This window comes from Coraliomargarita algicola (assembly GCF_033878955.1).
GTDB classification, from domain to species: Bacteria; Verrucomicrobiota; Verrucomicrobiia; order Opitutales; family Coraliomargaritaceae; genus Thalassobacterium; species Thalassobacterium algicola.
On record NZ_CP138858.1, the window covers coordinates 3757690 to 3783188 of the forward strand.

The window sequence follows — 25499 nt, forward strand, 5'->3', positions numbered from 1 at the left end:
CTTTATTTCTCACCATTTAAGTCCCACCCCGACACTTATCTATCTGTGACTTCCGCCGACGAATTTGTTCTCCAGCTATTAATTGATAAAGGCCTGCTCGAAGACAGCGGCATCGAGTCTGCTCGTGCTAAGGTGACCCAAGCCGGTTACGAGGGGAGCGAAGACACCGCGATTCTCGAGGCGCTGGTGGCGGATGATGTGGTCACGCAGATGCAGATCGCAGAAGTGCTTGCGGAAGAATTCAATATGGAGACCGTCGATTTGGCCGATGTTCGGGTCTCCTCTGAGGCATTGGAGGTCGTGCCATTTGAGCTCGCGAATCGGTATAAGGTGATCCCACTTGAGGTGGATGATAGTGAAGTCGAGTTGGCGGTCTTTGACCCGCTGGACATGGATGCGGTGGATAGCATCAGCCATGTCATTAAGCGTTCGGTCATTTGTCGAGTGGCTCCACTCGAAGAGATTGAGAAGGCGATCCATCAGTATTATGAGGGAGCTCGCAGTGAAAAAATGGATGACATTTTTTCCGGCATGGAAGATCCGGATGCCTTGCCCAGTCAGATTGATTTGCCCAGTGCTGAGGATGCGTCAGAGGAAGAGGCGCCGATCATTAAGTATGTGCACATGGTGATTTCTGAAGCGTTGAAACGACGTGCTTCGGATATTCATATGGAGCCCTTGGAAAAACGTTTCCGTGTTCGCTACCGTATCGACGGTGTGTTGCACGAAGTGGAGAATCCACCCAAGCGCCTGCAGCCATCGATTGTTTCACGTATTAAGCTGATGTCCAATGTCAGTATCGCGGAAAAGCGGGTGCCGCAGGACGGGCGTATCAACATTAAGGTGGGGCCCAAGGTGATCGACTTGCGTGTTTCGACTTTGCCCACTGCATTTGGCGAGAGTATCGTAATGCGTATTCTGGATAAGGAGAGTCTCAGTTTGGGACTGCCTCAACTCGGGTTCTTTAGTGATGACCAAGCTGCGTTTGAAAAAATTATTGCACTGCCTGATGGTGTGTTTCTCGTGACGGGGCCTACTGGTTCGGGCAAATCAACTACGTTGTATTCGGCGCTTAACTACATTAATCACCCCGATCGTAAGATCATTACTGTTGAAGATCCGGTTGAGTATGAAATGTCCGGCGTGAATCAAGTGCAGGTGCGTCGTGAAGTGGGGATGAGTTTTTCTGCTGCCTTGCGCTCGATGTTGCGCCAAGCGCCAAACATTATCATGGTGGGGGAAATTCGCGATAAAGAGACGGCGGAAATTGCAGTCAACGCTGCGCTGACCGGGCACATGGTGTTCAGACTTTGCACACAAATGACGCGCCCAGTGCTGTGAGTCGTTTGATTGATATCGGTATTAAGCCATTCTTGGTCGCGGCGGCCGTGCGTGCAGTGCTCGCTCAGCGTCTGGTTCGTAGAAATTGTCCAAATTGTCGAGCCCCATGCGAGCATGATGAAAAATTGCTAAACTCGCTGGGCATACGTTCGGATGAGGCTCTGGATGCGTCCTTCATGAAGGGGGAAGGTTGCTTGAAGTGCAATGGTACTGGCTTCCGCGGGCGGGTCGGCATCTTTGAAATGTTCCGAGTCAATGAAGAGTTGCAGTCTATGATTTACGAAGAGGCGAGTTTGGTGGCACTCCGTGATAAAGCACGCGAGATGGGCATGCGCAACATGCGAGAAGACGGTATTCGCAAGGTGCTGGCCGGAGTGACTGTGCCTAACGAGGTGCTGCATGCCACTGTCTCTGATTCAATTTAGTTGTTTTGTTAACTGCGTTTTAATTTTGAACTGGAACTGATCACGATGACCTACGAAATGAATGACCTGCTGGAACTGATGGTCGATCAGGGCGCATCGGACTTGCACATCCAGGTAAAGCAGCCTCCGACGCTCCGCATTAGTGGAACGATGGTTCCTGTCGAAGGCCCTGCGCTGGATGCGCAGGCATCGGAGGATTTGATGAAGGCCATCACTTCCACTACGAATCAAGAGCAGCTTAAGACGACTGGCGGGGCCGATTTCGGTTTCGCATATCAGGAGAAGGCGCGTTTTCGTGTGAGTGTCATGCGCACCAAAGGCTGCTACGGTATGGTGCTGCGTCAGATTCCGAACGATCTATTCACATTGGAAGAGATCGGGCTACCTGATAAAATTAAGGAGCTGATCAGTCGCCCGCGCGGCTTGATCCTAGTTACCGGCCCCACAGGTTCTGGTAAATCGACTACCTTGGCTTCGATGGTTAATTGGATTAATGAAAACCATGATGGGCACATTATCACCATCGAAGATCCGATCGAGTACTTCCACGATCATAAGAAGTGTATCGTGACTCAGCGCGAAGTCGGAAATGATGTGACTTCCTTTTCGGCTGCGATCCGTGGTGCTTTGCGTCAGGACCCCGATGTCATTCTGGTGGGGGAAATGCGCGATCTAGAGACGATTGAGGCGGCCGTGGGAGCTGCCGAGACAGGACACCTGGTGTTCGCGACTTTACACACGACTGGTGCTGCTCGCACGGTTGACCGAATCGTGGATGCATTTCCTGCGGACATGAAGGATCAGGTGCGCACGCAGTTGGCATCCTCAATTATTGCGGTTATTTCGCAGGTGCTCTGTCGGAAGATAGGTGGTGGACGTATTGCTTCGTTTGAGATTATGGTGACCACCACATCAATCGCTCAGTTGATTCGTGAGAATAAGACTTACCGGATTGCTTCCGACATTCAAACGGGTGCCAGCCGTGGTATGATCAGTCTCGACGCCCACTTGCTCAGTCTGTTTAATCGAAATTTGATTTCCGCCGACGAAGCGCTCGGTAAATCTCAAACCCCAGACTCGATGCGCGAAAAGCTCATCGAAAACGGCGCAGCATTTACAACTTAAACCATTTCTCCAATCCCCAATGTTTGAAGATCACAACGATACAATTTACGAAATAATCAAAGGTGCCGACTTGCTGGATCCGGCGCAGCTGGATGAGCTCAATGAGTCTCACCTTCACACGGGCAAGTCATTGGCAGATGCCGTGATTGATGCGGGTGTGGTGGAGCGAGGGCAAATTTTGTCCGCCGTGGCCGACTACCTGGGATATGACTATTTGGCTACACCGCCTCACGAGGTTCCGGATGAGATTGCCTCAACCGTGCGCGCCAGTGTGGCTCGTATGTATGCCGTCGTACCCTATCAGGTAGATGATATTTCGGTCTCACTGCTCGCAAAGGACCCGTTTAATCCTTCAATTATAGATGACCTTACCTTCACGCTGAATAAGGACATTACCATCGTTGTCTGCGATCCAGAGCATATTGACTCACTGCTGGTCGCGACCTATGGTGAAGAAGATTCGTCGATCGATGATATTTTGGGTGATCTCGGAGATAGTTTTACCGAAGCCCAGGAGGAGCTTTCCGAAGGAGACCTCGCGGACATGGCGAATCAAACGCCAATCATCCGCTTCGTTAATCTGGTGTTGCAACAGGCGATCAAAGATAAGGCATCCGACGTTCACTTTGAGCCTTTTGAGGATCAATTCCGTATTCGTTACCGCATTGACGGCGCGCTGTATGAGATGGCGCCTCCGCCCAGAAATCTGGCTGTGCCAGTGACATCGCGTATTAAAGTGTTGTCCAATATGAACATCTCCGAGACTCGTATCCCGCAGGATGGTCGTATCAAAATGACGATTGCAGGGCGCCCGGTTGATTTACGTGTGTCGACTCTTCCGACTCAATTTGGAGAGTCGGTGGTGTTGCGTGTGCTGGATAAGTCGGTGGTTAACTTGGATCTGGAATCTCTAAGTTTGCCGGACGATATTCTGCAAACGATTCGCGACCTCGTCGATCGTCCCAATGGTATTTTTATTGTGACTGGTCCCACGGGCTCTGGTAAGACCACTACTTTGTATAGTGCCTTGCGCGAGGTGAATAATGTGGAGACCAAAATTCTGACGGCCGAAGATCCCGTTGAATATGAGATCGACGGGATCATGCAGGTGGCAGTGAATCACCAAGTGGGGCTTGATTTCTCTCGTGCGCTACGTGCCTTCTTGCGTCAAGACCCCGATAAAATCATGGTCGGTGAGATTCGTGACTTGGAGACCGCACAGATCGCCGTGCAAGCTTCGCTTACCGGACACGTTGTTTTGAGCACTTTGCACACCAATGATGCGCCTGGTGCGGTGACTCGTCTGATCGACATGGGGCTGGAGCCTTTCCTAATTTCCGCATCACTTGAAGCCATTTTGGCTCAGCGTCTCGTTCGCCGTATTTGCCGCACTTGCCGCACGGCCTACGAGCCTGGTCAGGATTTGATTGAGATGCTGGATGTCGATCCGCTCGAAATCGCTGATAAAGATTTCTATTATGGTGATGGCTGCCCTGAGTGTAGTAATACCGGATACCGCGGCCGTATCGGTTTGTTTGAGATGATCGTTGTCTCCGACAGCATTCGTGAGCTCATTAATAATCGTGCACCTACCTTAACGATTAAGCAAAAAGCTCTGGAACAGGGCATGCGAAGCTTGCGCGATGATGGATTGCGCGCCATTTTTGACGGAAATTCTACGATCGAAGAAGTACTTAAGTATACATAAACCTCCAAACTCCCCATGGCAAAATTCAAATATACGGCGATTGACGCCAACGGAAAGCAAAAGACCGGTACGGTCGATGCGGCTAGTCAGGACGAAGCGAGCTCTAAACTGAGCGCCTCCGGACTGATGCCGACTAAAATTGTGGAAGCTGGTGGCAGTGCGCCTAGCAAAGCCGCATCCAGCAAAGGCAGTAAAAAATCCAAGAAGTCCGGCGGCTTCGGTAAGGTCATTAAGAGCGAAGATCTCACCACGTTTACACGACAGTTAGCGACCTTGTTGGATGCTGGCCTGCCATTGTTGCGTGCACTGGAGGTGATGATTCGCCAAGAGAAGAATGCACGCTTTCAGGCGGTGCTGGAACAGATTGCTGATCAAGTGAAATCAGGTAATTCTTTCTCCGATGGACTTGCGCAGCATCCGAAGATTTTCGACCGCTTATTTGTGAACATGGTGCGCGCAGGTGAAGCAGGGGGCGTGCTTGACGTGGTGCTCGCGCGTCTTGCAGGGTTCATGGAAAAAGCCCTGAAAACCAAGAAAAAGGTGAAGGCCGCGATGGTGTATCCTATCGTGGTGGTGGGGGTTGCGGTTTCGATTGTTGCCCTGTTGATGGTGGTTGTGGTGCCTAAGTTCCAAGCAATTTTCGACGACATGCTCGAGGGAGCCGCGCTTCCTGGCCCAACGCAGCTCGTGGTCGGCATGAGTAATTTCATGCGCGAGAACATTCTGCTGACGATGGGGATTTTAATTGCAGGCTTCTTTGGTCTTAAATTCTTCCTGCGGACTCCAGTGGGTTCGAAAATGTTTAACTGGCTCTCGATCAACACGCCTAAAGTGGGCGATCTTGTGCGCAAAGTGAATATCGCCCGGATCACCCGCACTTTTGGCACACTGTTGTCCAGTGGTGTTCCCATTTTGCAGTCGATCACTATTACCAAGGATATTACCGGTAATAAATTTTACGAAGATGCGCTGACTCGTATGCACGACTGCGTGCGGGATGGTGAGTCGCTGGCGGCTCCGATGGCTCGTGAAAGCGTTTTTCCGAACATGGTTACCAGTATGGTGGATGTGGGGGAAGAAACCGGTGAACTCGCCGAAATGTTAAACCGCGTGGCCGATAATTATGATGAAGACGTCGATAACGCCGTGGCAGGGATCACTTCGATTATCGAGCCGGTCATGATCGTCTTCTTGGCGGTGGTCGTTGGTTTTATCGTGATTGCGCTCTTCCTGCCAATCGTCGAAATCATCAAGCAACTCACTGGTTGATCTCGTTGTTACGATATTTTTCAAAAGCCCGCAGCGCCTTGTGCCTGCGGGCTTTTTGTTTATTTCTTTACCTCTCGCGGGCTGCTCTTTCTTGTACCACTTCTAAGAATATATGATCTATAAGATTGGCCTTTGCGTAGCCTCGAAACTTTGTTTCGGGGGGCGATCGGCATCGCCCCGGTTCCGAGAACCGAGGTTACAAAAGACATATCTATCAGGACCAAACTTTTTTCGAATGGGTATTATACGCCAGGGTTGGCTAGGAAACCGCCATCCACTGTGATCATTTGACCGGTGACAAAGGCAGCTTGTTCGTCGTTGAGCAGCCAATTGACTGAGCCTAGCAGTTCTTCAGCTTCACCGAAGCGTTTAAATCCAGAGTGATTGAGTACATCTTGACCACGTTTGCTGAGGCTGCCGTCCGGGTTCATTAAGATTTTGCGGCTGCGGTCGTTCACAAAGAAGCCTGGCACGATACCATTGACGCGAATACCTGCGGGCGCCAAGTAGGTGGCGAGCCATTCTGTTAAGCGGATGATGCCAGTCTTGGCCGTTGCGTAAGCGCCCACACGTGAAATCGCCTTGTAGCCTGTCATCGAAGAGAAGGTGAGTATGGAGCCGCGCCCGAGTCGTGCTAGGTCGGCACCGAAGACTTGGGTCGGTATCATTGTGCCCATGGTGTTGACTCGAATTACGTTTTCAAATGCGTCGGGATCGAGATTGAAAAAACCGCGTACATCTTCGGGTTTTTCGGGGGACAGTTCGATTGGGTCGTATTGTGTGAGTGTGGTGATCGCGGGCGCTTGATTGCCTCCAGCTCCGTTGATTAGGAACCATGCATCTCCGAGTTGATCTTTGATCGCAATACGGGCGGCATTTAGTTGCTCGATATCGGTTGCGTCGGCGACGAGGGGCAGGGCGGTGCCGCCCGCTTGAGAGATTTCGTGTGCGACGGATTCAAGCGTGTCAAGTGTGCGCCCTAGTAGAGCAACTTTAGTTCCTTGGCGGGCCAGATCCTTGGCGATGGCGGAGCAGAGGAGACCACCGCCTCCGGTGATGATGGCTACTTTGTCTTGGAAGAATGGGTTGCTGATTTGTGTCATAATAATTATAGGCTTTAGCTGAGGTTTAGATAGTTTGCTGCATTCTCGTAGCAGAGGGCGCGAACGAGCTGGCTAAGTGCCGCAAAGTTATTTGGCAAGTGGCCTGCCTCGACTTGTTCACTGATCCATGCGCACAGGACTCGGCGGAAATACTCATGACGCACCATGGACAATAGACTGCGGGAGTCGGTAGTCATGCCGATAAAACTGTGTAAGATTCCGTACCGAGAAAGTTGATACAAGTGCTCGCGTATGCCCAGATCATGGTCATTGAACCACCATGCTGGGCCCAGTTGCACCAGGCCAGCAATGTCATCGCTGGCGTAGGAGCCAGTTAGCGTGGCCAGGGGAGCATAGTCGTTAGGGTTGAGCGGATAGAGAATGGTGCGTGGTAGTTGGCCGTGAGCTTCGACTTGGTCGAGAAAGCGGCATAAACTGGGAATGTCGGTGGTGTTGCCGATACTCGCATAGCCGCCCGCTGGGCCGGCTAATTGACGGAGGCGACTGCTTGTGGCGCGTTGTGCTCCGATGTGGAGTTGTAGTGTCCAACCGCGTCTTGCATAGGCGATTCCTAGTTGCAGTAGCATGCCTGAGCGTAGTGCTTGTTGGGCATTATGTGAGAGAGCTTGGCCCTGTAGGTGTTGATTAAGGAGTTGTTGGGTTGTGCTTGGATTGACTGTTTCGTAATGGAAGTCGTCGAGAGCATGATCGGATAGGCGGCATTTGAGCGCGTCGAAGACATCGAGCCTTTGTTCGATGGCTGCCCAGAAGGTTTCAGCATCCGTTATCTGGCGGGATGTGAGGCTCGCGAGTTGTTGCACCCAATCCAGGTGATGGGCTTGATCGACTGCACAGATGTCGTCTGCTCGCAGTGAGGGAAACACGGCGACGCTGTAGTCTGATTGCGCCAGTTGTTCATGTGCGGATAAGTCGTCCAGCAGGCGATCGGAAGTGCAAACAGTTGTGACGCCCAGGCGATTGAGTAGCCCGCGTGCGGAGTAGCTGGGGCGGGTTAGTTGTTTATTACAGCTAGTCCAGATGGTGTCTGCACTGTGTGGATCGAGTGGGGTCTCAATTTGAAAATATCGTTGGAGTTCGAGCGATGTCCACGCATGCAAGGGACCACCGATTGTTTGCGGCAGCGTTTGCGCCCAGTGGTTGAATTTGATCCGGTCTGAACAATTGCCGGTGATTTCGTATTCGGGCACTCCAGCGATTCGCATCGCCCGGTGTTTATAAGGGTCACTGGATACCCAGAGTTGGGCGATATTATCAAATTGATGATTGTCGGCCAGTGCGCGAGTATCCAAATGATTATGGAAATCAATAATTGGTAAGCCTGCCGCGACTTCATGGAAGAGACGGCGAGCAATTGGTTTATGGAGTAGGCGTTGGTCGTGGTCAGTAGACATTGCGTGTTGAGTGTGGCTTTGCTAATCGATTGCGGCGTTAGCAGTATTGGATGTGATGAGCGTCGAGTATACCTTTCAGGTAGCCGACGGCGAATAAGCGACCGAGCTGAGCATAGCCGTGTGGCGCATTTTCCTCGCCGGCCATTGAGGGAACGTGGTCGACTCGGATCGGGCCGTTGAAGCCGAGGGCATGGTAGTGTGCTAGTATGGCAGCCATATCGGTGGGACCATTGTCGTGAAATGTTTCGGTAAAGTCTTCACGGGTGCCTTCGACATCTCGGAAATGCACGAAAACGATACGTTTGGCAAAGCGCTCTGCCGTGCTAAAGATGTCCTCGCCCATCGCTCGAAAATTGGCTTGGCAGTAGGTGATGCCATGGGCGGGGGAGCTGCTGAGGGACATCGCTTTTTCAAAGGCATCGGCGGAGTTAAATATCCGTCCGACACCGCGTAACGGAGAGAGTGGAGGGTCGTCGGGGTGGAGCCCCATTTGCACACCAGCTGCCTCGGCGATGGGGTGGACAGCTTCGATGAAGTAACGATAATTCTCCCATAATGCGCTCTCTGAAATCTGGAGTTCCGGGGCGATCGGCTTTGTTTCGACTGCGGAGAGTCGGAAGCGGTTGGAGATGGCGCCACCACGGATCGGCACGGCTGGATCCGTGCGAAACCAACCGATGCTGGCCATGAAGTTGTAGCATAGCAGAGGGATTTCGAGTTGTCCCATATTACGCAACATTTGTTGATAACGGGCAATGTCGGCATCACGGCCGGGGAGGCCTAGTTTGATGCGTTGCATGTCGAACTCGTCGCCTTCCAAGCCATAGAGGCGAATGCCTGCGGCTGTGAATCGATCTTTGATGGTGCGAAGTGCGGTCAAATTATCTGGGGCTGCAAGCTTGGTGAGTTCGGGGGCGCATTTGCAGATCGCATGATTGATGCCTATTTGTTTGGCTAGTTGCCATGAGCGGTCTGGTTGGGCAGGAAGAAAATCTGTTAGGATCATGGGGCGGGTGAATTCGTGGAGCTGGTCTGTTGGTGGCTGAGCTTATGTTCTTTTAATTTCGCCATAGTATTTTATCGAGCGGGACTAGTTTCAATATTGCAGGAAGTGAACAGTTCACTAGTGTGGTGATATGGAGCAGGGAGCCGAAGCCCGGGGAGGGCGTGTGAGCATGCGAATGATTGCGGAAAAGGCAGGCGTTTCGCTGGCCACGGTCTCGTATGCCTTGCAGGGGAGTACTAAGGTCTCGACGGCGACACGTCGCTCGATTGAAAGGCTGGCACAAGAGCTCGGCTATGTCTCCAACCCCTTGATACGGCAAGGAATGGTGCAGATTCGCAGTACCAGCGAGCGGCGCGTGCGCTCAAATTTGGCCTATCTCAGCATCGAGCCCATTGGGGAGCTTCTGCATCATCGGCGTCTATTAGGGGCTTGCCGTAAGCAGGCGCAAGTCTTGGGCTACCATATCGAAGCTTTTCAATTTGGTGAGCAGGCTAGTGAGAATCAAAGGCTGGCGCAGATCTTAATCGCACGCGGGGTCAGAGGCTTGTTGCTGGCGCCTTCGGATGATGTGGTGGGTGCATTTGAGTTTCCGTGGGCGGAGTTTGCGAGTTTAGAGTTGGGGTATTCCATGGGGTCATTTCGGCATCATCGTGTTTCCCTGGACTATTGGCAGATATTAACTGAAAGCCTAACACATTTGGCCCAGGCCGGTTATCGTAGGATTGCATTTGTGGGGCAAAAGCACGGTATTCGGCGCACCAATTACCGCTATGAGGCCGCCTATTTGTTGCATCGCAAGGAGCGCAGCTTTGGTTCGATTTTGTTGCCTCATTGGGTGTATGAGCACATGGATCCGTGCAAGTTCGAGTCTTGGCTGGAGCGGGCTCGTCCCGATGTCATTGTCAGTCAGGATAATCATTTGTTTGAATTTTTGAAGTCGTTCAATGGCTCTGGACGTGGGCGGGTGGACTTTTGCTCACTTTTGATTCAAGAGCCGAACTCCGCATTGTCCGGTATGTTGGTGAGTCTGGATTCGACTGCTGAGACTGCGGTCGACTTTCTTGCGCGGCGGGTCGAGTCGGGGGATTGGGGGCTTCCGGCGGCCCCCGTTTGTTTAAGTGTCGCGAGTCGCTGGCAGACCGGTGCCACTCTTTCGCGAGTTATAAGCCCCGGGGCGTGAGCGATGTGAGCACTGTCGCTGACACCGGGCTTCGTGGATCGGTCGACTTTCTTGCTTGAAAGCCGCTGCCAGCGCGACACTTTGAGCTGCTTTCCAAATTTTCCGCTATGTCTGAGATCTCTAAAGCCTACGAACCGAAAGAAGTTGAACAACGCTGGTATGCCAACTGGCTGGAAGCTGGATGCTTTAAAGCAGTGGCGGACGCGGAGCGTGAGCCGTATGCGATCATGATCCCGCCCCCGAATGTGACGGGGATGCTGCACATGGGCCACGTCTTGGACAATACCTTGCAGGACATCTTCGTGCGCCGCGCTCGTCTCGAAGGTAAGGCTGTGCTTTGGCAACCAGGCACTGACCATGCCGGCATCGCCACGCAGACCAAGGTTGAAAAGCAGATTCGTGAGGCCACCGGCCAAACGAAATACGATCTGGGGCGGGAAGCTTTCTTGGATAAAGTCTGGGAGTTTCGTGAGCAGTCGGGCGGTGTCATTTTAAATCAATTACAGAAATTGGGTGCGTCCTGCGACTGGGACCGCACTAGTTTCACGCTCGATGAAGACTACAGTAAGGCCGTTTTGGATGCCTTTGTTAAGTTTTACAAACGCGGCTATATTTATCGTGGCAAGCGCATGGTTAACTGGTGCCCCGCCACCCACACCGCACTCTCGGACGAAGAGGTGAATATGAAGCCGCAGAATGGCTTCTTTTACAAAATGCGCTATGAGTTGGTCGAGGCCGATGGTGAGCGCACGCATTTGGAAATTTCCACCACGCGTCCGGAAACACTGATGGGGGACTCTGCGGTGGCGGTGCATCCTGAGGATGAGCGTTATAAGCATTTGATCGGTAAAACCGTCTGGCGCCCCTTCCCGAAGGCAGAAATTCCGATCATTGGCGACGAGTATGTTGACCGTGAGTTCGGCACCGGTTGCTTGAAGGTGACACCTGCGCACGATAAGAATGACTTCGAGATCGGGCAGCGTCACAATCTTGAAATGATCGAAGTGATCGATGCCCAAGGAAAGCTCAACGAGCTGGCGGGAGAAGAGTTTAACGGAATGGACCGCTTTAAGGCTCGCAAAGTCGCGGCGCAGAAGTTGGAAGACATGGGGCTTTTGATCGAGCGTGAGCCTTATGAAAACACGGTTGGATTCTCTGAACGTGGCGATGTGCCGATCGAGCCGCGTCTTTCGGAGCAGTGGTTCCTCAAGTATCCTAAGGTGGAAGAAGCGAAGCGTGCGGTCGAAAACGGCACCATCAAATTTCACCCGGATCGTTGGAAGAAGACTTACCTACATTGGCTCAATGGCATTCAGGACTGGTGCATCAGCCGCCAACTCTGGTGGGGCCACCGTATCCCGGTCTGGTACAAGAAAGGCTTCGAGCGCACGGAGCTTGATTTTGAAAATCCGGAGCACGTGCACGTATCGGTCGAAGGTCCCGCTGATCCTGAAAACTGGGAGCAGGAAGAGGACGTGCTCGATACCTGGGCTTCCTCATACCTCTGGCCAATGGCCAACCTTGGTTGGCCCGAGCCGACTGCGGAACAGCAAAAGGAACTCGATTTCTGGTACCCGACGTCCACCTTGGTCACCGGCTTCGACATCATTTTCTTCTGGGTGGCCCGCATGATTATGGCTGGCATCGAGCTTTACGGTGAGGATGCCAAGGACTTGTCCGACGAAGAGATCGCCAAGCGTATTCCGTTTAAGAATATCTTTATCCACGGCCTGATCCGTGATGAGAAGGGGCGTAAAATGTCGAAATCGCTCGGCAACTCGCCTGATCCGCTCGACTTGATCGCTAAGTATGGCGCCGACGGCCTACGCTTTGGTATCTGTAATATCGCGCCTTCAGGCTCCGATATTCTCTTCTCGGAAGAGCGCATTCAGATCGGCCGTAACTTCTGTAATAAGCTTTGGAACGCGGTGCGCTTCCGTCAAATGTCAGGCCCGATGGCTGACAATTCTAGCTTCGAAGCCATTATTAGCCGCATCCATTCGGACCTGTTCGACGATTACGATCACTGGATCCTGGGCCGTTTGCAGCAGGTAACTGCCGATGTCGAAAAGTGCTTTGCTAATTATGAAATCTCGCCACTCACACACCAGATTTACGCCTTCTTCTGGGGCGATTTCTGTGATTGGTATGTGGAAGCTTCCAAGGGCAAACTCAAGGGCAGCGAAGAGCTGCGGGATAACTGCCTCGCCATTCAAGACTTGGTCATTCGCCAAGTGCTGCAACTTGCGAACCCGATCATTCCTCACATCACGGAAGAACTCTGGAAGGGCTTGGGCTACGATGAAGTGGTGCCCTATATTCAAAATACTACGCTGACGACGGCGTTGACGCTGGAAGAGCGCGTATCCGTGGATTTCGATTCCATCGAACGTGTGACTCAGCTGCAGGAGCTGATCTCGCAAGCACGTGCGCTTAAGGCGCAATACAACCTGGCTAGCAAGCGCGACGTCGCTGTGTTCTACGGTGCCGAAGGTGCCGCGGCCGCAGTGATCGCAGATAACGCCAGCCTGATTCAAACGCTGGCGGGCTTGGGCACTTTAGATGCGATCGGCGATAAGTCTTCCGACGGCTTGCCTGCGGTGGTGACGCCGCTGGGCTCGCTCTACTTAGATCTGAGCAGCAGTATCGACGTCGAGGCCGAGAAAGCGCGCCTAACTAAGGAGCTGGAGAAGCTTAATAAGTTGGTCGCGGTCGGTGAAAATAAGTTGAAGAACCCGAAGTTTGTTGAAAGCGCCCCCGCGAAAGTGGTCGAAGGGGCTCGTAAGCAACTGGCGGAGACCACCGAAAAGCGCGATGAAACGCTGCGCATTTTGGAGAGCTTGTAGACGCTGAAAACGCTCCTTCAAGAAAATCGTAAAACGCTGGCTTTGGCACTGCCCATGATTGCTGGGCAGCTGAGTCAGATGCTGCTCGGCTTGGCCGATACTATGATGATCGGCCGAGTCGGCACCGTTGAGCTGGCGGCTGTGGCCTTTGTAAATTCGCTTTTCTTTTTGGGCTTCGCGCTCGCGAGTGGTCTCTTTGCGGCGGTTTCGGTGCGGGTTTCACACGCCTTTGGCAGTGCTCGGCCTGAGTCCATCAGCGGCTCGCTGCGGCATGGCTTGTTGCTGTCGCTGCTCTTTGGGCTCTTTCTCTCGCTGGCCTATCTCGGCTTGAGCTTTCGGCTCGACTGGTTCCGGCAGCCGCCTGAAGTCACGGAATTGAGCGGCTCTTACTTTCGCTGGCTGGCGCTTTCCTATCTTCCGATGGTGCCGATGCTGACTTTGAAGAGCTTTTCCGAGGCGCTGAATAAGCCCTGGCCGGTGCTCTGGCTGATGCTGGGCACCGTGGTGCTGAATGTGTGGCTTAACTATCTGCTTATCTTTGGCAATGCCGGCTTGCCCGCCATGGGCTTGGATGGGGCCGGCTGTGCCACCTTCTTGGCGCGCTGCGCCGGCTTTGTGGCAGTATTTGTTTATATTTGTAAATCACCACAGATGCGTCCGCGCTTGCCCGCGCGTTGGTGCGCGCCTATCGATTGGTCGGTCGTCCGTTACCTAGTGAAATTAGGGCTGCCGATCTCCTTGCAAGTTTCTTTGGAGTTTGCGGTGTTTGCCGCCTGTTCACTGCTAATGGGGCAATTTGGCAGCACCACCTTGGCGGCGCATCAGATCGCTTTCACTTGTTCCTCGACTGCGTTTATGCTGCCCTTGGGCTTGTCCATGGCTTTGACCATTCGGGTGGGGCATGCTGTGGGCGCGCAGCAGTGGGTGAGTTGCCGTCGCATGATTTTGGGAGCACTCTTAATGATTACGGGCGCGATGTCGCTGACTGGCGCAGTGTTTGTTGGCTTTGGCAGTGAGCTGGCGGCGAGCTTTACGCTCGATCAAGATGTGGTACGTATGACCGCTGCCTTCTTAGTGGTGGTGGCGATTTATCAAGGTTTTGATGGGATTCAAGTGATTAGTATGTCGGCGCTGCGGGGGATGCATGATGTCTATGTGCCGACTTGGATTAACTTCGGGAATTTCTTTTTGTTCGCGGTGCCACTCGGGATCGTGCTGGCCTTTTTTGTTGGTCTGGGCGGCATCGGGCTGTGGTATGGCGTGGCCACCGGAATGTGTGTGTCGGCGATTGTGCTTACGACACGGCTGCGGCTGATTCTAAGACGGCAGTCGGCGCCAACATCCTAACAGTGGGCCGGTCAAAATATGACCTGTTGGTGCTGCTTGCGTTTTTCACTTAGCTGCACATTTACTCAGTGTGACATCCGCTATGAAAAAGATCCGTATCCACCACATCACAGAATACACGTTTTCGACACCCGTGGAGTTGACGGAACACCGTCTACTGCTGCGCCCACGCGAGGGGCACGATATTCGGATACAATCATCGCGCCTGGATGTGAGCCCGCATGCCCAAACCAAGTGGTACCGCGATATTTACGGAAATTCGGTCGGGCTGTTGTCTTTAAAAGAGCGCGCCGATACACTCCGAATTGAGAGTGAAGTGGTGATTGAGCACTATGCCGAGCGCCCGCTGGACTTTGTGGTGGATCAACGTGCGGTGACCTTTCCATTCCCATTTGAGCCAGAAGATCGCTTGGATCTGTTGCCCTATTGTACGCATAACTGGCCTAACCATACCCAGCAGTTGAAGCAATGGGTTGCTCGCTTTTGGCAGCCGGGGCAATCGATTGAGACCTTTTTGCTGCTAGATCGTATGAATAAGGCCATCGTGTCTGACTTCGGCTACGGCATGCGCGAAGAGCCCGGTGTGCAAAATCCAAATGACACCTTGCGCTTGCGAACGGGGAGTTGCCGTGACTTTGCCGCCTTCTTTATCGAGGCCTGCCGCTATCTGGGGCTTGCCGCGCGCTTTGTGAGCGGGTATCTGCACAATCCTGGTTCCAATCAGCATGGCTCGACGCATGCCTGGTCCGAGGTGTATTTGCCAGGCGCTGGTTGGGTCGGATTTGATAATACCAGCGGCCTGGTTGCTGGCACCGAGCATATTGCCACCGCGGTACATCGCCACCCTGAGGCTGTGCCGCCAGTGGCGGGCTCCTATCTGAGTCAGCAGCCAATTGATTCGAGCCTACGGGTTACAGTTGACGTCTCTCAAATCTAACACAGGGGTTGGAGGGCTATGATCGATTCGTTGGAAGGTTACAGTTATGCTGCATTGGAACAAGTGCTGGCGGATGCCGGGGTCAACCCTGTGCATGCCAAGCCGCTCTTTGGTGCGGTGCAGCGTCGGCTGGTAACTGGTGATTTGAGCGCAGCCGAGGGGATTTTGCCGCCTGTGGCGCGTTGGTTGGATTCGGAGGGCGCGCCCACGCTCTGTCCCACCGAGCAGACGGATTGCACCCCCAGTAGCGATGGTTTTACCGAGAAGTATCTCTTGCGCCTGGCCGATGGTGCCGAGGTGGAAGCAGTCCGTATGGGCTTCCCTGGGCGCTTTACCGCCTGTCTGAGTAGTCAGGTCGGCTGCGCGATGGGCTGCGTGTTTTGTGCCACCGGGCAGATGGGCTTTTCGCGGCATTTGACTGCGGGCGAAATTGTGGCGCAGGCACACCATGTGGAGCGTAGTTTGCGTGCGAGTCATGGGGAGCGCTTGCGTAATATCGTGATGATGGGCATGGGCGAGCCACTGCACAATTTTGAACCATTGATGGAAGCGCTGGGGATTTTAACCGACAACCGCGGCCTCAACATCGGCCCTGCACGTGTGGCCATCAGCACCGTCGGACATATTCCCGGCATTCAAAAGCTAGCTCGCCACCCCAAGCGCTATTCACTCGCAGTGAGCCTGCATGGCGCCAGCGATGAAGAGCGCGGTAAGCTGATCCCTGTGAATAAGAAGTGGCCACTGGCCGACCTGATCGAGGCCTGCCGTGAATATACCCAGATCAAACGGGCGCGGGTGTTCTTTGCGTGGACTTTGATCGGTGGCGTCAATGACACGGCCGATCACGCGCGACGCTTAGCCGAATTGCTGAAGGGCATCGATGCGCATGTAAACTTGATCCCGCTCAACGCGACCGAAGGCTACGAGGGGCAAGCGCCCGCAGAGACGAATGTGCGCGAGTTTCAGCAAATCATCCAAGACTCCGGTCTGCCCAGCACCGTGCGGCAACGCCGCGGCATCGATGTGGCCGCCGGCTGCGGTCAGCTCAAAGCTAAGCGTATAAAAAGGTAGGAGCCCCGCCTGCTCTAAGCGTATGAAAAGGTAGGAGCCCCGCCTTTAGGCGGTCTGAGTGGATATCATCGCTTAAAACCCGCTAAAACACCACGCTGCGAATCGCGAATTTTGGCTTATTTGTTTGGCATCAGAGAGGAATCATAATCGTCTGCCTGCATTATGAGAATGCACCGTATTTTGGCTCATGCAGCGACTGACATCATTAAAAGTGTTTTTCATGAACACAAAGTTTTAGACCGCTGCTTAGCCCAGGCCTTTGAAGCGAACCCGAAGTGGGGGAAGCGCGACCGTAGTTTCATCGCGGAAACATGCTTCGAAGTGGTTCGCTGGCGGCGGGCCTTGAGCTTTTTGGCGGATAGCGAGGATGTTGAGGCATTATGCGCGGCTCAATGGGGCCGCATGGGCTATGAGCTTCCGGATTGGTGGACCTATCATGGTGCCAGTGCCGATGAAATGACGTCGCGTGAGGCGGAGCTGCCACAGCAGGCTCGGGCGATTCGTGAATCGATACCAGATTGGTTGGACGTGCTGGGATCGGAAGAATTGGGCGCCAGTTGGGATTCCGAACTGGCGGCCTTGAACCAGCGCACTCGGGTCTATTTACGCGTCAATACTTTGAAAACCTCACGTCTGGCTGCTCAAGAGTGGCTTGCCAGCCAGAACATTGTGACCGAGGAAGTTTCGCATTTACCCGACGCATTGGCGCTGATGCCGGGCAAAACACTTGCCAAAAAATTTAGAATGGATGGACGCGTGGAGATTCAGGATGGAGGATCTCAGATGATCGCGCCGCTACTTGCGCCGCAAGCGGGGGAGTGCATCATCGATACCTGCGCAGGAGCCGGCGGGAAATCCTTGCACCTCGCTTCGCTCATGCAAAATCAAGGGCGCATTATCGCAATGGATGTGGTGCCGAGGAAATTGCGCGAGTTAGAAAAGCGCGCGCAGAGGGCGCACCCGAAGCACTGCATCGAGACGCATCGCATCGATGCGCAGACGATCGTTCAATATAAAGAAGTGGCGGACCGTCTTCTGATCGACGCACCTTGCTCAGGCCTAGGCACCTTGAAACGACAGCCCGATTTAAAGTGGCGCCTGCAACCAGAAACGATTAATAAAGTGAGAGCCATTCAAGCGGAAATTCTCAGTGACTACTCGAGCATGCTGAAGCCTGGTGGGCGACTTGTTTACGCCACTTGCTCCGTGCTGCCCTCAGAAAACCACGCAAACACCGCACGACTCCTAGAGCAAGCTGGCTTTCGCTTAGTTGAAGAGCACACGATCTCGCCGGCGACTTGTGGCTACGACGGCTTCTATGCGGCTGTGCTGACGAAAATATGATCAGGTTGGGGTCCCGCCTTTAGGCGGCTGCCGAGCAAAAGACCGCCTAAAGGCGGGACTCCAAGCTACGGCTGCGTTTGATTACACATCCCAATCTTCACCATAGCGATCGATCGGGTATTCCAGCCAATGCTGGGCAGCTTCTTCTTTGCTGACGCTTGTTAAGTATTGGGCTGCGCTTGAATAGGGCCAATCTTGCCATTTATTCACATAGCCGTGTTTGACTGGGTTATTGTGAATGTAGTTCAACGTCGCTTGGAAATGTCTCTCTGATTTCATCGCGGTTTCAGCTGAACCGTGAAATACTTTTCGGCCCTGTGTGCCATCTTCTTTGTTCCAGTTAAAAGATGTTCGGCCGTGAAACTTGCCCAATTCGATGCGTAGCTTAGCGATGTCGTATGTTTCCAGTAAGACGTGGTAGTGGTTTGGAAGCACGGCATGAGCAAAGATACTATTGGAAAGCTTCTCCAATTCGAGTAGCAGTGAGTTTTCGAATTCTGAAATTCGTTGAGCATTTTTGCCAATATGTGGTGCATGATCAAAGCATGCCGCCGTCATCATGAATCGTTTTTGGCTTGTTTTCCAGATTGGTGGACGTCGCCAGGATCCTCCGCGAAGTTGACGTTGAGAGAATATGACCTGCCTTTCGGCTTCGGACATTTTTCTCCAGTCATACATGTTTTTTGGTGTATTGGAGGTTCGTTTAGGTTGGAGTCCCGCCTTTAGGCCAATGTCTTTAAGGATTGGTGACTTCTATAGTTTTAACAACTCGTTTTGACTGGGCAACTTTAGTTTTTGGCCAGTCTTTTGTGGGTTGTCGTAGGGTTCTGGGGCAAGTTCTAGGTCTTCGTTTTTTAATAACGGCATCATATATAAGATCATCTAAGAGTCGCTGTATCCACTGAGCCAGCGCTTGCGGGGTGATCAAGTCTGCACCGACTTGCAGTAGCTCGCACAGTGCGGCTGTCTTGTGCAAAACCTTGGCAAAGCTGATGCGCAAGGGCTCAACGCCTGCGGCAGAAGCGACGCTTTGGCGCTGCTTGGCGATCAGCGCGGCCGCTAAGAGCATCGCGAGCACTTCTTGGGCTGCGGTTTGCGGAGTGAGTGCGTCAAGTAGTTCTCCGCGGGCGTGCAGGTGGCTTTTGAGTTCTCGGAAGAATAACTCTTCCTCCCAGCGTGCGGCGTAAAGGGCGATCAGTTCTGTGGCTGGGCTGGTGGTGTCATCGAGCAGACTCGTCCACAAGCGTATTTGAAGACACGAACGGTGACCATTCTGGTCTTCATAGCAGACTCGACCATAGATCTCACGTAGTTCGAGTACCCCCACCTTCTTGCGTGTGGATGGATCAATCGCTTTGACTTCGACTAGCCATGAACCATCCGCGAGTTGCCGCGTGCGCTTGGCTTTGAGATTAGACTTTATCCGAACCAGAACGTAACTGTGTGTGCGCCGGAGCATTGACCAGAGTCCCCAGATCAGCGAAGGATAACCGAACAGTCGGTCGGCTAAAAGCAGACTGCGCTCGGGCAGATCCTGAGCCGCAAACAGTTGCCGCGCGAGTGTCAACTCGCCCTCGCCTTGCCAGCCTAAACGGGTGCCCAAAGGTTGGTGCATACCCAATTCCACCAGGACAACTGCCAGCAAATGCGCGAAAGCAGGTTCACCGCTACCGCGGTTGCAAGCCACTTTTGAAGCCTGTTCATTAATGGTTCCGGTATTACGTAAATTGAAACGAGTCCCGTCGATGGCCACCAACCGATATGCATGATAAAAGGCCTGCACATCTCGCTCACGGTCGGCTAACGGACGTAGCGCGATAGGCAGTATCTCTTCGATCAGCTTCTCGCCAATCGACAAGGCCCGCTGGCTGAGCGCGCTGTCCGAGATGCGCACTCCGGATACCGCCTTGGTATTAGACGAGAAAGTACCCGAACGTGCCAACTCATGGTAGACCCTGGACATCAACCATTCCCAGCCATTTAACTTGGCTTGGCCACCACCGCGAGGACCGTGCTGCGCGAAAATCAGAGCGCAACTCTCACGGCTAAATAGCTCCTCAAAGGCAGCTGGAAAATTAGAAAACAACGGTAAACACAAGGAGGTGGATGCGCTCATTCATACAAAAGAAGCAATCGTCCTAAAAGTACGAGTCTTAAATGATTGCGCTAACTAAAATCCAATCCTTAAAGGCGGGACTCCAACCCGAATCACTGCTAGCCTTTACGGCGCTTTTGCACGGCTTGGGCCAGCTCTTCGAAGATCGCTTCAGTCGCGGGGAAGTCGATGCAGGCGTCGGTGATGCTTTGGCCGTAAGTGTTGTTCCCGTCTGTGGTGTAGTCTTGGCGACCGGCCACTAAGTGGCTCTCTAGCATCACTCCAGCGATACCGGTTTGGCCGGCTGCGATTTGCTCCGCGAGCACGTGGGCGACTTCGCTTTGGCGAGTGTAGTCCTTGTTGCTGTTGCCATGGCTACAGTCGACGATTAAATAAGGAGGCAGGTTGACGGCTGCGAGCTGCTCTAGAATTGGCTCGATCACATGGGCTTCGTAGTTGGGCCCCGTGCGGTTGCCGCCCCGCAAAATTAGGTGTCCATCAGGGTTACCTGTAGTTTGGAAAATGGCGGTCACACCTTGCTTGGTGACAGAGGGGAACCAGTGCGCTTGCCCCGCGGAGCGCACCGCGTCGATTGCGATTTGTACGTTGCCGCTAGTTCCATTCTTGAAGCCAACGGGCATGGAGAGTCCGGATGCGAGCTCGCGGTGGATCTGGCTCTCGGTGGTGCGCGCGCCGATGGCACACCATGCAATCGCGTCGGCTATAAATTGTGGAATGATGGTGTCGAGGAATTCCGCGGCGGTGGGCAGGCCCATTTCGCAGATGTCGACCAGTAGTTTGCGGCCGATGCGCAGGCCTTGGTTGATTTCGAAGCTGCCGTCGAGTTTAGGATCGTTGATCAGTCCCTTCCAGCCCACCACGGTGCGTGGTTTCTCAAAGTAGGTGCGCATGATGATTTGAAGATCATCCTTGTATTTTTCGCGCAGCGGTAACAGGCGCTCGGCATATTCGAGAGCGGCCTTAGTGTCGTGTATGGAGCAGGGGCCGCAGATGACACATAGGCGATCGTCGTCGCCACGTAGGATGGCGCTGCTTTCGTTGCGACCTTGATCGACCACGGCGATGCCGGCTTCGGAGAGCGGTATTTCTTCGACTAAGATGGCTGGTGGCAGCAGTGGGCGTGTGTGTGCGATGCGAGCGTTATCGTGTGGCTTGTTCATGGGAAATTAAATTATTGGGGAATGTTGTCGGACATGCTGGTGATGAATAGCATCAACAGGCTAAAGGCATTGAAGCAGGCGTGGAACCACATGGATACCATTAGATTGCCCGACTTCTCATATACGCGGGCCAGTAAGACGCCGACGATGACGAGTGGTACAAATGACATTAAGTTGGCATGCATCATTGAAAAGACGCAACCGCTGAGAACCTGTGCGGGGACTCGGGTGGTTTGGCTTTTCAGAAAGCGGTAGATGCAGCCACGGAAAATGATTTCTTCGACGATGGGCGCTAACACCACTGCCATGAGGACTAGTAGGCCAATCGCCAGTGGATCACCGCCTTCTTGGAAGAGTGTGATTAACTCTTGTGGGGCAAAGGCCTCGATGACTCCAGCTGCTTCCAAGGCGTTTAGTAGACTGGTCGAAACCAGCGACGCGATCCAAATGACAGGCAAGAACATCAAGAATGCGGGTATTGCCTGGCGGAACGCGGCGAAACATGACAGTTGGACGTTATTGAGTCGGCTCGCGTAGTGCCCGGGGTAAAAGCGGCGGGCGCCGTAGAAGACTGCTAGCATCGGTAGTTGCAGTAGTAATACTGCGAGCACAGCTAACCATGGTGTGAGTTCGAGTGGGGCGTCGTTTTCGCTGGGAGCGGCAAAGAACAACCCGGCTGCGAAGTTTTGCACCAAAAACACTGAGATGATCATCGCGCAGATGAATATGCCGAAGTTGACCCAACCGATGGACCATGCGGGCACGCCCGGCTGATCGATGAGATCACGCGGACGCTGAATATGGCGAAACCACAGTGCGGCGCTGCTGCCGAGAATGCTTAGAATCAGTAAGGACGCGACTATTAGCGGCGCATCGACTTGTGGCTCCGTTGGCATCGTTTAAATAGTGATCGAGGTGCCGTCGAAAACCTGTTGGCCCCCGACGTAGGTTGCTTTGACTACGCCTTTTAAGCTTTTGTCATGCCATGGGCAGTTGCGTGATTTACTGAAGAATTTGTTGGCATCGACAGTCCAGCTCTCATCGGGATCGAAGAGGCAGATGTCCGCCGGAGCACCTACACTCAGCGTGCCGGCGTTGAGTTTGCAAAGTTCTGCGCCTTTATGTGTCATTAGTGCAATCACCTCGCTCAGGCCGAGGCGCTTGCTATGGTAGAGTGTGGTCAAGCAGCTCGCGAGTGAGTTTTCCAAGCCGATGACTCCGAAGGGCGCGTAGTCGAACTCTTGATCTTTTTCGGTCGGGGAGTGGGGCGCGTGATCGGTGGCGATACAGCAGAGTGTGCCATCGATCAGACCTTCGATGAGCGCTTCGCGGTCTGCATCCGTGCGAAGCGGTGGATTCATTTTAAAGACGGTATCGTAGTCGTGTAGATCCGCATCCGTAAATTCAATATGGTGTGGGCTGACTTCGCCGCTGACGGAGACACCGCGATCGATGGCGCGGCGCAGGATGTCGACGGAACTGGCCGAGCTAATGTGCTGCATGTGAATGTGGGTGCCAGTCAGCTCTGCGAGAATGACGTTGCGCGCCACGATGATGTCTTCGGCGGCTTTGGGCCAACCTTGCAGACCGAGTCGGAGCGACCACTCGCCTTCGTTCATCATGGCACCTTCAGTCAGGCTGGCATCCTGGCAGTGATCCATGATGGGGAGGTCAAACATTTTGGCATATTCGACCGCACGGCGCATGATCTCATTGCTTTGCACGCAGCGTCCATCGTCGGTCATGGCGACGACCCCGGCTTTTTTGAGTTGTCCAGTGGGAGCTAATTGCTCGCCCTGCATGCCGACGGTTAAGCAACCTGTTGGATATACGCGGACCACCGCCTCGCGGGCGACTTTATCCATAATGCGTTGAATCGTGCCGGCGTTATCGCAGACCGGGCTGGTGTTGGGCATGCAAACTACTGAAGTGAAACCGCCGGCTGCTGCCGCTTCGGTGCCGCTGCGGATGTCTTCCTTATGCGTCTGCCCGGGGTCGCGGAAATGTACATGAATGTCGACCAAGCCAGGGGCTACGACCAAGCCTTGGGCGTCGATCACTGTGGCTGCAGCTTGTTGTGCCTCGCTGAGGCTGGCGACGATCGTGCCATCGACGGCAAAGACATCACCTGCGGCGTCGCGTTGATTGGCCGGGTCGATGACGCGACCGTTTTGTATCCAAAGAATATTCATCAATTAAGATTTAGGAATTAAGAATTAGGAATTTAATTTGGCAGCTCGATCGCTTGCTTATGATACGCGCAGGAGCAGAGGTGTAGGATCGCCATGCGTACGACGATGCCGTTGGTGACTTGTTGCAGAATTACAGATTGCGAGGAGTCGGCCAGTTCGGAATCGATCTCGACGCCGCGGTTGATGGGGCCCGGGTGCATGATGATGGCGCCAGGTTTCAGCCATTTGGCGCGGTCCTTGTTGAGCCCGAAGGAGCTGGTGTATTCACCGATGGATGGAAAGTGGGTGGCGGTCTGTCGCTCGTGCTGGATACGGAGTAGCATCACCGCATCGGCATCCTCCAATGCGGGTTGTAGCTTGTGGCTGACTGTGACGCCCATGCCCTCAAATGCTTTGGGCACGAGCGTGCTGGGGCCCGCGATGGTGACCTTGGCTCCGAGCTTTTGCAGACAAATGATATTTGAGCGTGCCACGCGGCTGAACAAAATGTCGCCCAAAATCGTGATTTTCTTGCCGTCAAGAGAGCCGAACTTTTCGAGCAGCGTGAATGAGTCGAGCAGTGCTTGCGTGGGGTGGGCGTGGGAGCCGTCGCCTGCGTTGATCACCGGAATGTCGACAACTTTGCTCAGATAGTTCGGCGCGCCAGAAGCGGAGTGGCGCATGATAATAATGTCTGCCTTCAGCGCTTCCATATTGCGTGCAGTGTCGCGTAGAGTTTCGCCCTTTGTTAAGCTGCTGGCAGCCCCTGTCACGGTGATGGTGTCGGCGCTCAGGCGGCTGGCGGCTACCTCGAAGGCGAGTCGCGTGCGGGTGCTGGGCTCTAGGAACAGGTTGACCACTGTGCGCCCGTTCAAGTAGGGCTGCTTCATATTGTCCGCATTCATCGCCTTTTTGAAGGCAGTCGCGGCGGTAAAAATCGTTTCGATCTCAGCACGGGAGAGTGGCTCCACGTCGATCAGATCTTTTCGGTTCCAGGATAGGCTTTGGCTCATGAGTTGTAAATAGTGACTCCGAGGTCGGAAATGTGCGATGTGATCGGCAAAGGGCAACGAGAAATCTGTGCTTTCTAGCTGTGAGAGTAGAATTTCGCGCTGGCTAAGATGTCGAAGGCTTTTTGGCTGTGGTTGAGCAATTTGCCGAGGTCACGTAAGGTGAGTAGGCTGAAAGTCATAGTGGATTCGTTTACTTGGATCAAGAGATCGAGTTGGGGCAGTTTGAGCTCGAAGGCGCTGCCGTCGGGCTCGTAGCTTAGCGCGGTGGCTAGGTCGGGGATGTCTTCTAGTAGGTCGATCTTGTCTTCCACCTGAATCGGGCTGGCAAATTCCACGACTAAATGGTCGCAGTGATGATTGAAGCAGCTGTGCAGTCGCTCATCCGCTGCGATGCCCTCCGTGTGTAGGGCGACGATTTCGGTCGTCATTATATAGTTTTTCGGATCGTCGGGGCATTGGTCGACCTTGATTTGTAGATCGAAGTCGGGTGTCTTGATCCAGGCGAAGCCGTCTTCGCAGCTGTAGTCGAACTCCCTTCGCTTGTAGCCGAAGAGGCCGCGAATGTCGGTGTAGAGCAGGTCTGCGGCGGACTTTACATCGGGATGTCCCGCTTTACGCACAAAGTTCTGCGCGGCATCGCTGTGCGCCTCGGGCACGTGGTGATGCTTTTGGTAGCCGGCGAGTCGACGCACGCGTCCCTCGCTGCAGCCGACGATGCGGCTCTGGCTTGCGGGGACATTGACTGATGGGTTTGTTTTGATTCGGTCACGTTGAACGCCGGATCTAGGGAATTCAATATTTGATATTTCGAGGATAATTGCTCGCGGGCGTAGCGATGTGACACGAGTCACGTCTCGTCGGGCTGGCGCTATATGTCCTTCTCTGGGAAATATGAAAAATCCTGCTTTTCCCCTTTACAAGCGGG

General features: G+C 53.6%; 19 protein-coding genes and 1 pseudogene. 10 read left to right on the top strand and 10 right to left on the bottom strand.

Annotated elements, in window-relative coordinates; genetic code table 11:
• Positions 1-246 precede the first annotated feature (246 nt).
• From SH580_RS15555 to SH580_RS15570, 4 genes and pseudogenes are all read left to right on the top strand, one after another.
• Positions 247-1766: pseudogene (locus SH580_RS15555) on the top strand (GspE/PulE family protein).
• A 45-nt stretch (positions 1767-1811) separates the two neighbouring features.
• Positions 1812-2891 (top strand): type IV pilus twitching motility protein PilT, encoded by a 1080-nt coding sequence (locus SH580_RS15560; RefSeq protein ID WP_319831756.1) that lies wholly within the window; start codon positions 1812-1814, stop codon positions 2889-2891.
• 19 nt (positions 2892-2910) lie between these two features.
• On the top strand, positions 2911-4599 hold the full coding sequence (locus tag SH580_RS15565) for a GspE/PulE family protein (protein WP_319831757.1): 1689 nt from the start codon (positions 2911-2913) through the stop codon (positions 4597-4599).
• 15 nt (positions 4600-4614) lie between these two features.
• Positions 4615-5868, top strand: coding sequence for a type II secretion system F family protein (locus tag SH580_RS15570; protein WP_319831758.1), 1254 nt, complete (start codon positions 4615-4617; stop codon positions 5866-5868).
• A 242-nt stretch (positions 5869-6110) separates the two neighbouring features.
• Here SH580_RS15570 and SH580_RS15575 read toward each other — a convergent pair whose 3' ends face one another.
• The 3 genes from SH580_RS15575 to SH580_RS15585 are packed head-to-tail and all read right to left on the bottom strand — an operon-like array spanning position 6111 to position 9389.
• Complete coding sequence (locus SH580_RS15575; protein WP_319831759.1) at positions 6111-6971, bottom strand: SDR family NAD(P)-dependent oxidoreductase; 861 nt, start codon at positions 6969-6971, stop codon at positions 6111-6113.
• Positions 6972-6985: 14 nt separating this feature from the next.
• Entirely contained in the window at positions 6986-8383 is a 1398-nt protein-coding gene (gene uxaC / locus SH580_RS15580; protein ID WP_319831760.1) for a glucuronate isomerase, read from the bottom strand.
• A 37-nt stretch (positions 8384-8420) separates the two neighbouring features.
• Complete coding sequence (locus SH580_RS15585) at positions 8421-9389, bottom strand: mannonate dehydratase (RefSeq protein ID WP_319831761.1); 969 nt, start codon at positions 9387-9389, stop codon at positions 8421-8423.
• A 130-nt stretch (positions 9390-9519) separates the two neighbouring features.
• Between SH580_RS15585 and SH580_RS15590 the strand changes: the two genes are divergently transcribed.
• The 6 genes from SH580_RS15590 (at position 9520) to SH580_RS15615 (ending at position 18114) form a co-directional block, all read left to right on the top strand.
• Complete coding sequence (locus SH580_RS15590) at positions 9520-10569, top strand: LacI family DNA-binding transcriptional regulator (protein ID WP_319831762.1); 1050 nt, start codon at positions 9520-9522, stop codon at positions 10567-10569.
• Positions 10570-10676: 107 nt separating this feature from the next.
• On the top strand, positions 10677-13415 hold the full coding sequence (locus SH580_RS15595; protein WP_319831763.1) for a valine--tRNA ligase: 2739 nt from the start codon (positions 10677-10679) through the stop codon (positions 13413-13415).
• Between the two features lie 54 nt (positions 13416-13469).
• Entirely contained in the window at positions 13470-14762 is a 1293-nt protein-coding gene (locus SH580_RS15600; protein ID WP_319831764.1) for an MATE family efflux transporter, read from the top strand.
• A gap of 82 nt (positions 14763-14844) precedes the next feature.
• Positions 14845-15699: a transglutaminase family protein gene (locus SH580_RS15605; protein ID WP_308948745.1), complete on the top strand. Its 855-nt coding sequence runs from the start codon at positions 14845-14847 to the stop codon at positions 15697-15699.
• Positions 15700-15717: 18 nt separating this feature from the next.
• Positions 15718-16770, top strand: a complete 1053-nt coding sequence (gene rlmN, locus SH580_RS15610; protein WP_308948746.1) for a dual-specificity RNA methyltransferase RlmN — start codon at positions 15718-15720, stop codon at positions 16768-16770.
• A 162-nt stretch (positions 16771-16932) separates the two neighbouring features.
• Positions 16933-18114 carry an RsmB/NOP family class I SAM-dependent RNA methyltransferase gene (locus SH580_RS15615; RefSeq protein ID WP_319831765.1) on the top strand — a complete coding sequence of 394 codons (1182 nt, stop codon included), beginning with the start codon at positions 16933-16935 and terminating at the stop codon, positions 18112-18114.
• Between the two features lie 81 nt (positions 18115-18195).
• Here SH580_RS15615 and SH580_RS15620 read toward each other — a convergent pair whose 3' ends face one another.
• The 7 genes from SH580_RS15620 to SH580_RS15650 form a co-directional block, all read right to left on the bottom strand.
• Positions 18196-18675: a hypothetical protein gene (locus SH580_RS15620; protein ID WP_319831766.1), complete on the bottom strand. Its 480-nt coding sequence runs from the start codon at positions 18673-18675 to the stop codon at positions 18196-18198.
• 175 nt (positions 18676-18850) lie between these two features.
• On the bottom strand, positions 18851-20230 hold the full coding sequence (locus SH580_RS15625; RefSeq protein ID WP_319831767.1) for an IS4 family transposase: 1380 nt from the start codon (positions 20228-20230) through the stop codon (positions 18851-18853).
• 98 nt (positions 20231-20328) lie between these two features.
• Positions 20329-21390 carry a 3-deoxy-7-phosphoheptulonate synthase gene (locus tag SH580_RS15630; RefSeq protein ID WP_319831768.1) on the bottom strand — a complete coding sequence of 354 codons (1062 nt, stop codon included), beginning with the start codon at positions 21388-21390 and terminating at the stop codon, positions 20329-20331.
• An 11-nt stretch (positions 21391-21401) separates the two neighbouring features.
• Positions 21402-22286: a CPBP family intramembrane glutamic endopeptidase gene (locus SH580_RS15635; RefSeq protein WP_319831769.1), complete on the bottom strand. Its 885-nt coding sequence runs from the start codon at positions 22284-22286 to the stop codon at positions 21402-21404.
• Positions 22287-22289: 3 nt separating this feature from the next.
• Positions 22290-23582, bottom strand: coding sequence for a dihydroorotase (locus SH580_RS15640; protein ID WP_319831770.1), 1293 nt, complete (start codon positions 23580-23582; stop codon positions 22290-22292).
• Between the two features lie 32 nt (positions 23583-23614).
• On the bottom strand, positions 23615-24574 hold the full coding sequence (locus SH580_RS15645; protein ID WP_319831771.1) for an aspartate carbamoyltransferase catalytic subunit: 960 nt from the start codon (positions 24572-24574) through the stop codon (positions 23615-23617).
• 74 nt (positions 24575-24648) lie between these two features.
• Positions 24649-25425, bottom strand: coding sequence for a hypothetical protein (locus tag SH580_RS15650; protein WP_319831772.1), 777 nt, complete (start codon positions 25423-25425; stop codon positions 24649-24651).
• Between the last annotated feature and the right edge of the window lie 74 nt (positions 25426-25499).

Coding starts and splice junctions, on each gene's coding strand:
- SH580_RS15560 (WP_319831756.1), top strand. CDS start 1,812: ATGACCTACGAAATGAATGACCTGCTGGAACTGATGGTCGATCAGGGC.
- SH580_RS15565 (WP_319831757.1), top strand. CDS start 2,911: ATGTTTGAAGATCACAACGATACAATTTACGAAATAATCAAAGGTGCC.
- SH580_RS15570 (WP_319831758.1), top strand. CDS start 4,615: ATGGCAAAATTCAAATATACGGCGATTGACGCCAACGGAAAGCAAAAG.
- SH580_RS15575 (WP_319831759.1), bottom strand. CDS start 6,971: ATGACACAAATCAGCAACCCATTCTTCCAAGACAAAGTAGCCATCATC.
- uxaC (WP_319831760.1), bottom strand. CDS start 8,383: ATGTCTACTGACCACGACCAACGCCTACTCCATAAACCAATTGCTCGC.
- SH580_RS15585 (WP_319831761.1), bottom strand. CDS start 9,389: ATGATCCTAACAGATTTTCTTCCTGCCCAACCAGACCGCTCATGGCAA.
- SH580_RS15590 (WP_319831762.1), top strand. CDS start 9,520: ATGGAGCAGGGAGCCGAAGCCCGGGGAGGGCGTGTGAGCATGCGAATG.
- SH580_RS15595 (WP_319831763.1), top strand. CDS start 10,677: ATGTCTGAGATCTCTAAAGCCTACGAACCGAAAGAAGTTGAACAACGC.
- SH580_RS15600 (WP_319831764.1), top strand. CDS start 13,470: ATGATTGCTGGGCAGCTGAGTCAGATGCTGCTCGGCTTGGCCGATACT.
- SH580_RS15605 (WP_308948745.1), top strand. CDS start 14,845: ATGAAAAAGATCCGTATCCACCACATCACAGAATACACGTTTTCGACA.
- rlmN (WP_308948746.1), top strand. CDS start 15,718: ATGATCGATTCGTTGGAAGGTTACAGTTATGCTGCATTGGAACAAGTG.
- SH580_RS15615 (WP_319831765.1), top strand. CDS start 16,933: ATGAGAATGCACCGTATTTTGGCTCATGCAGCGACTGACATCATTAAA.
- SH580_RS15620 (WP_319831766.1), bottom strand. CDS start 18,675: ATGATGACGGCGGCATGCTTTGATCATGCACCACATATTGGCAAAAAT.
- SH580_RS15625 (WP_319831767.1), bottom strand. CDS start 20,230: ATGAGCGCATCCACCTCCTTGTGTTTACCGTTGTTTTCTAATTTTCCA.
- SH580_RS15630 (WP_319831768.1), bottom strand. CDS start 21,390: ATGAACAAGCCACACGATAACGCTCGCATCGCACACACACGCCCACTG.
- SH580_RS15635 (WP_319831769.1), bottom strand. CDS start 22,286: ATGCCAACGGAGCCACAAGTCGATGCGCCGCTAATAGTCGCGTCCTTA.
- SH580_RS15640 (WP_319831770.1), bottom strand. CDS start 23,582: ATGAATATTCTTTGGATACAAAACGGTCGCGTCATCGACCCGGCCAAT.
- SH580_RS15645 (WP_319831771.1), bottom strand. CDS start 24,574: ATGAGCCAAAGCCTATCCTGGAACCGAAAAGATCTGATCGACGTGGAG.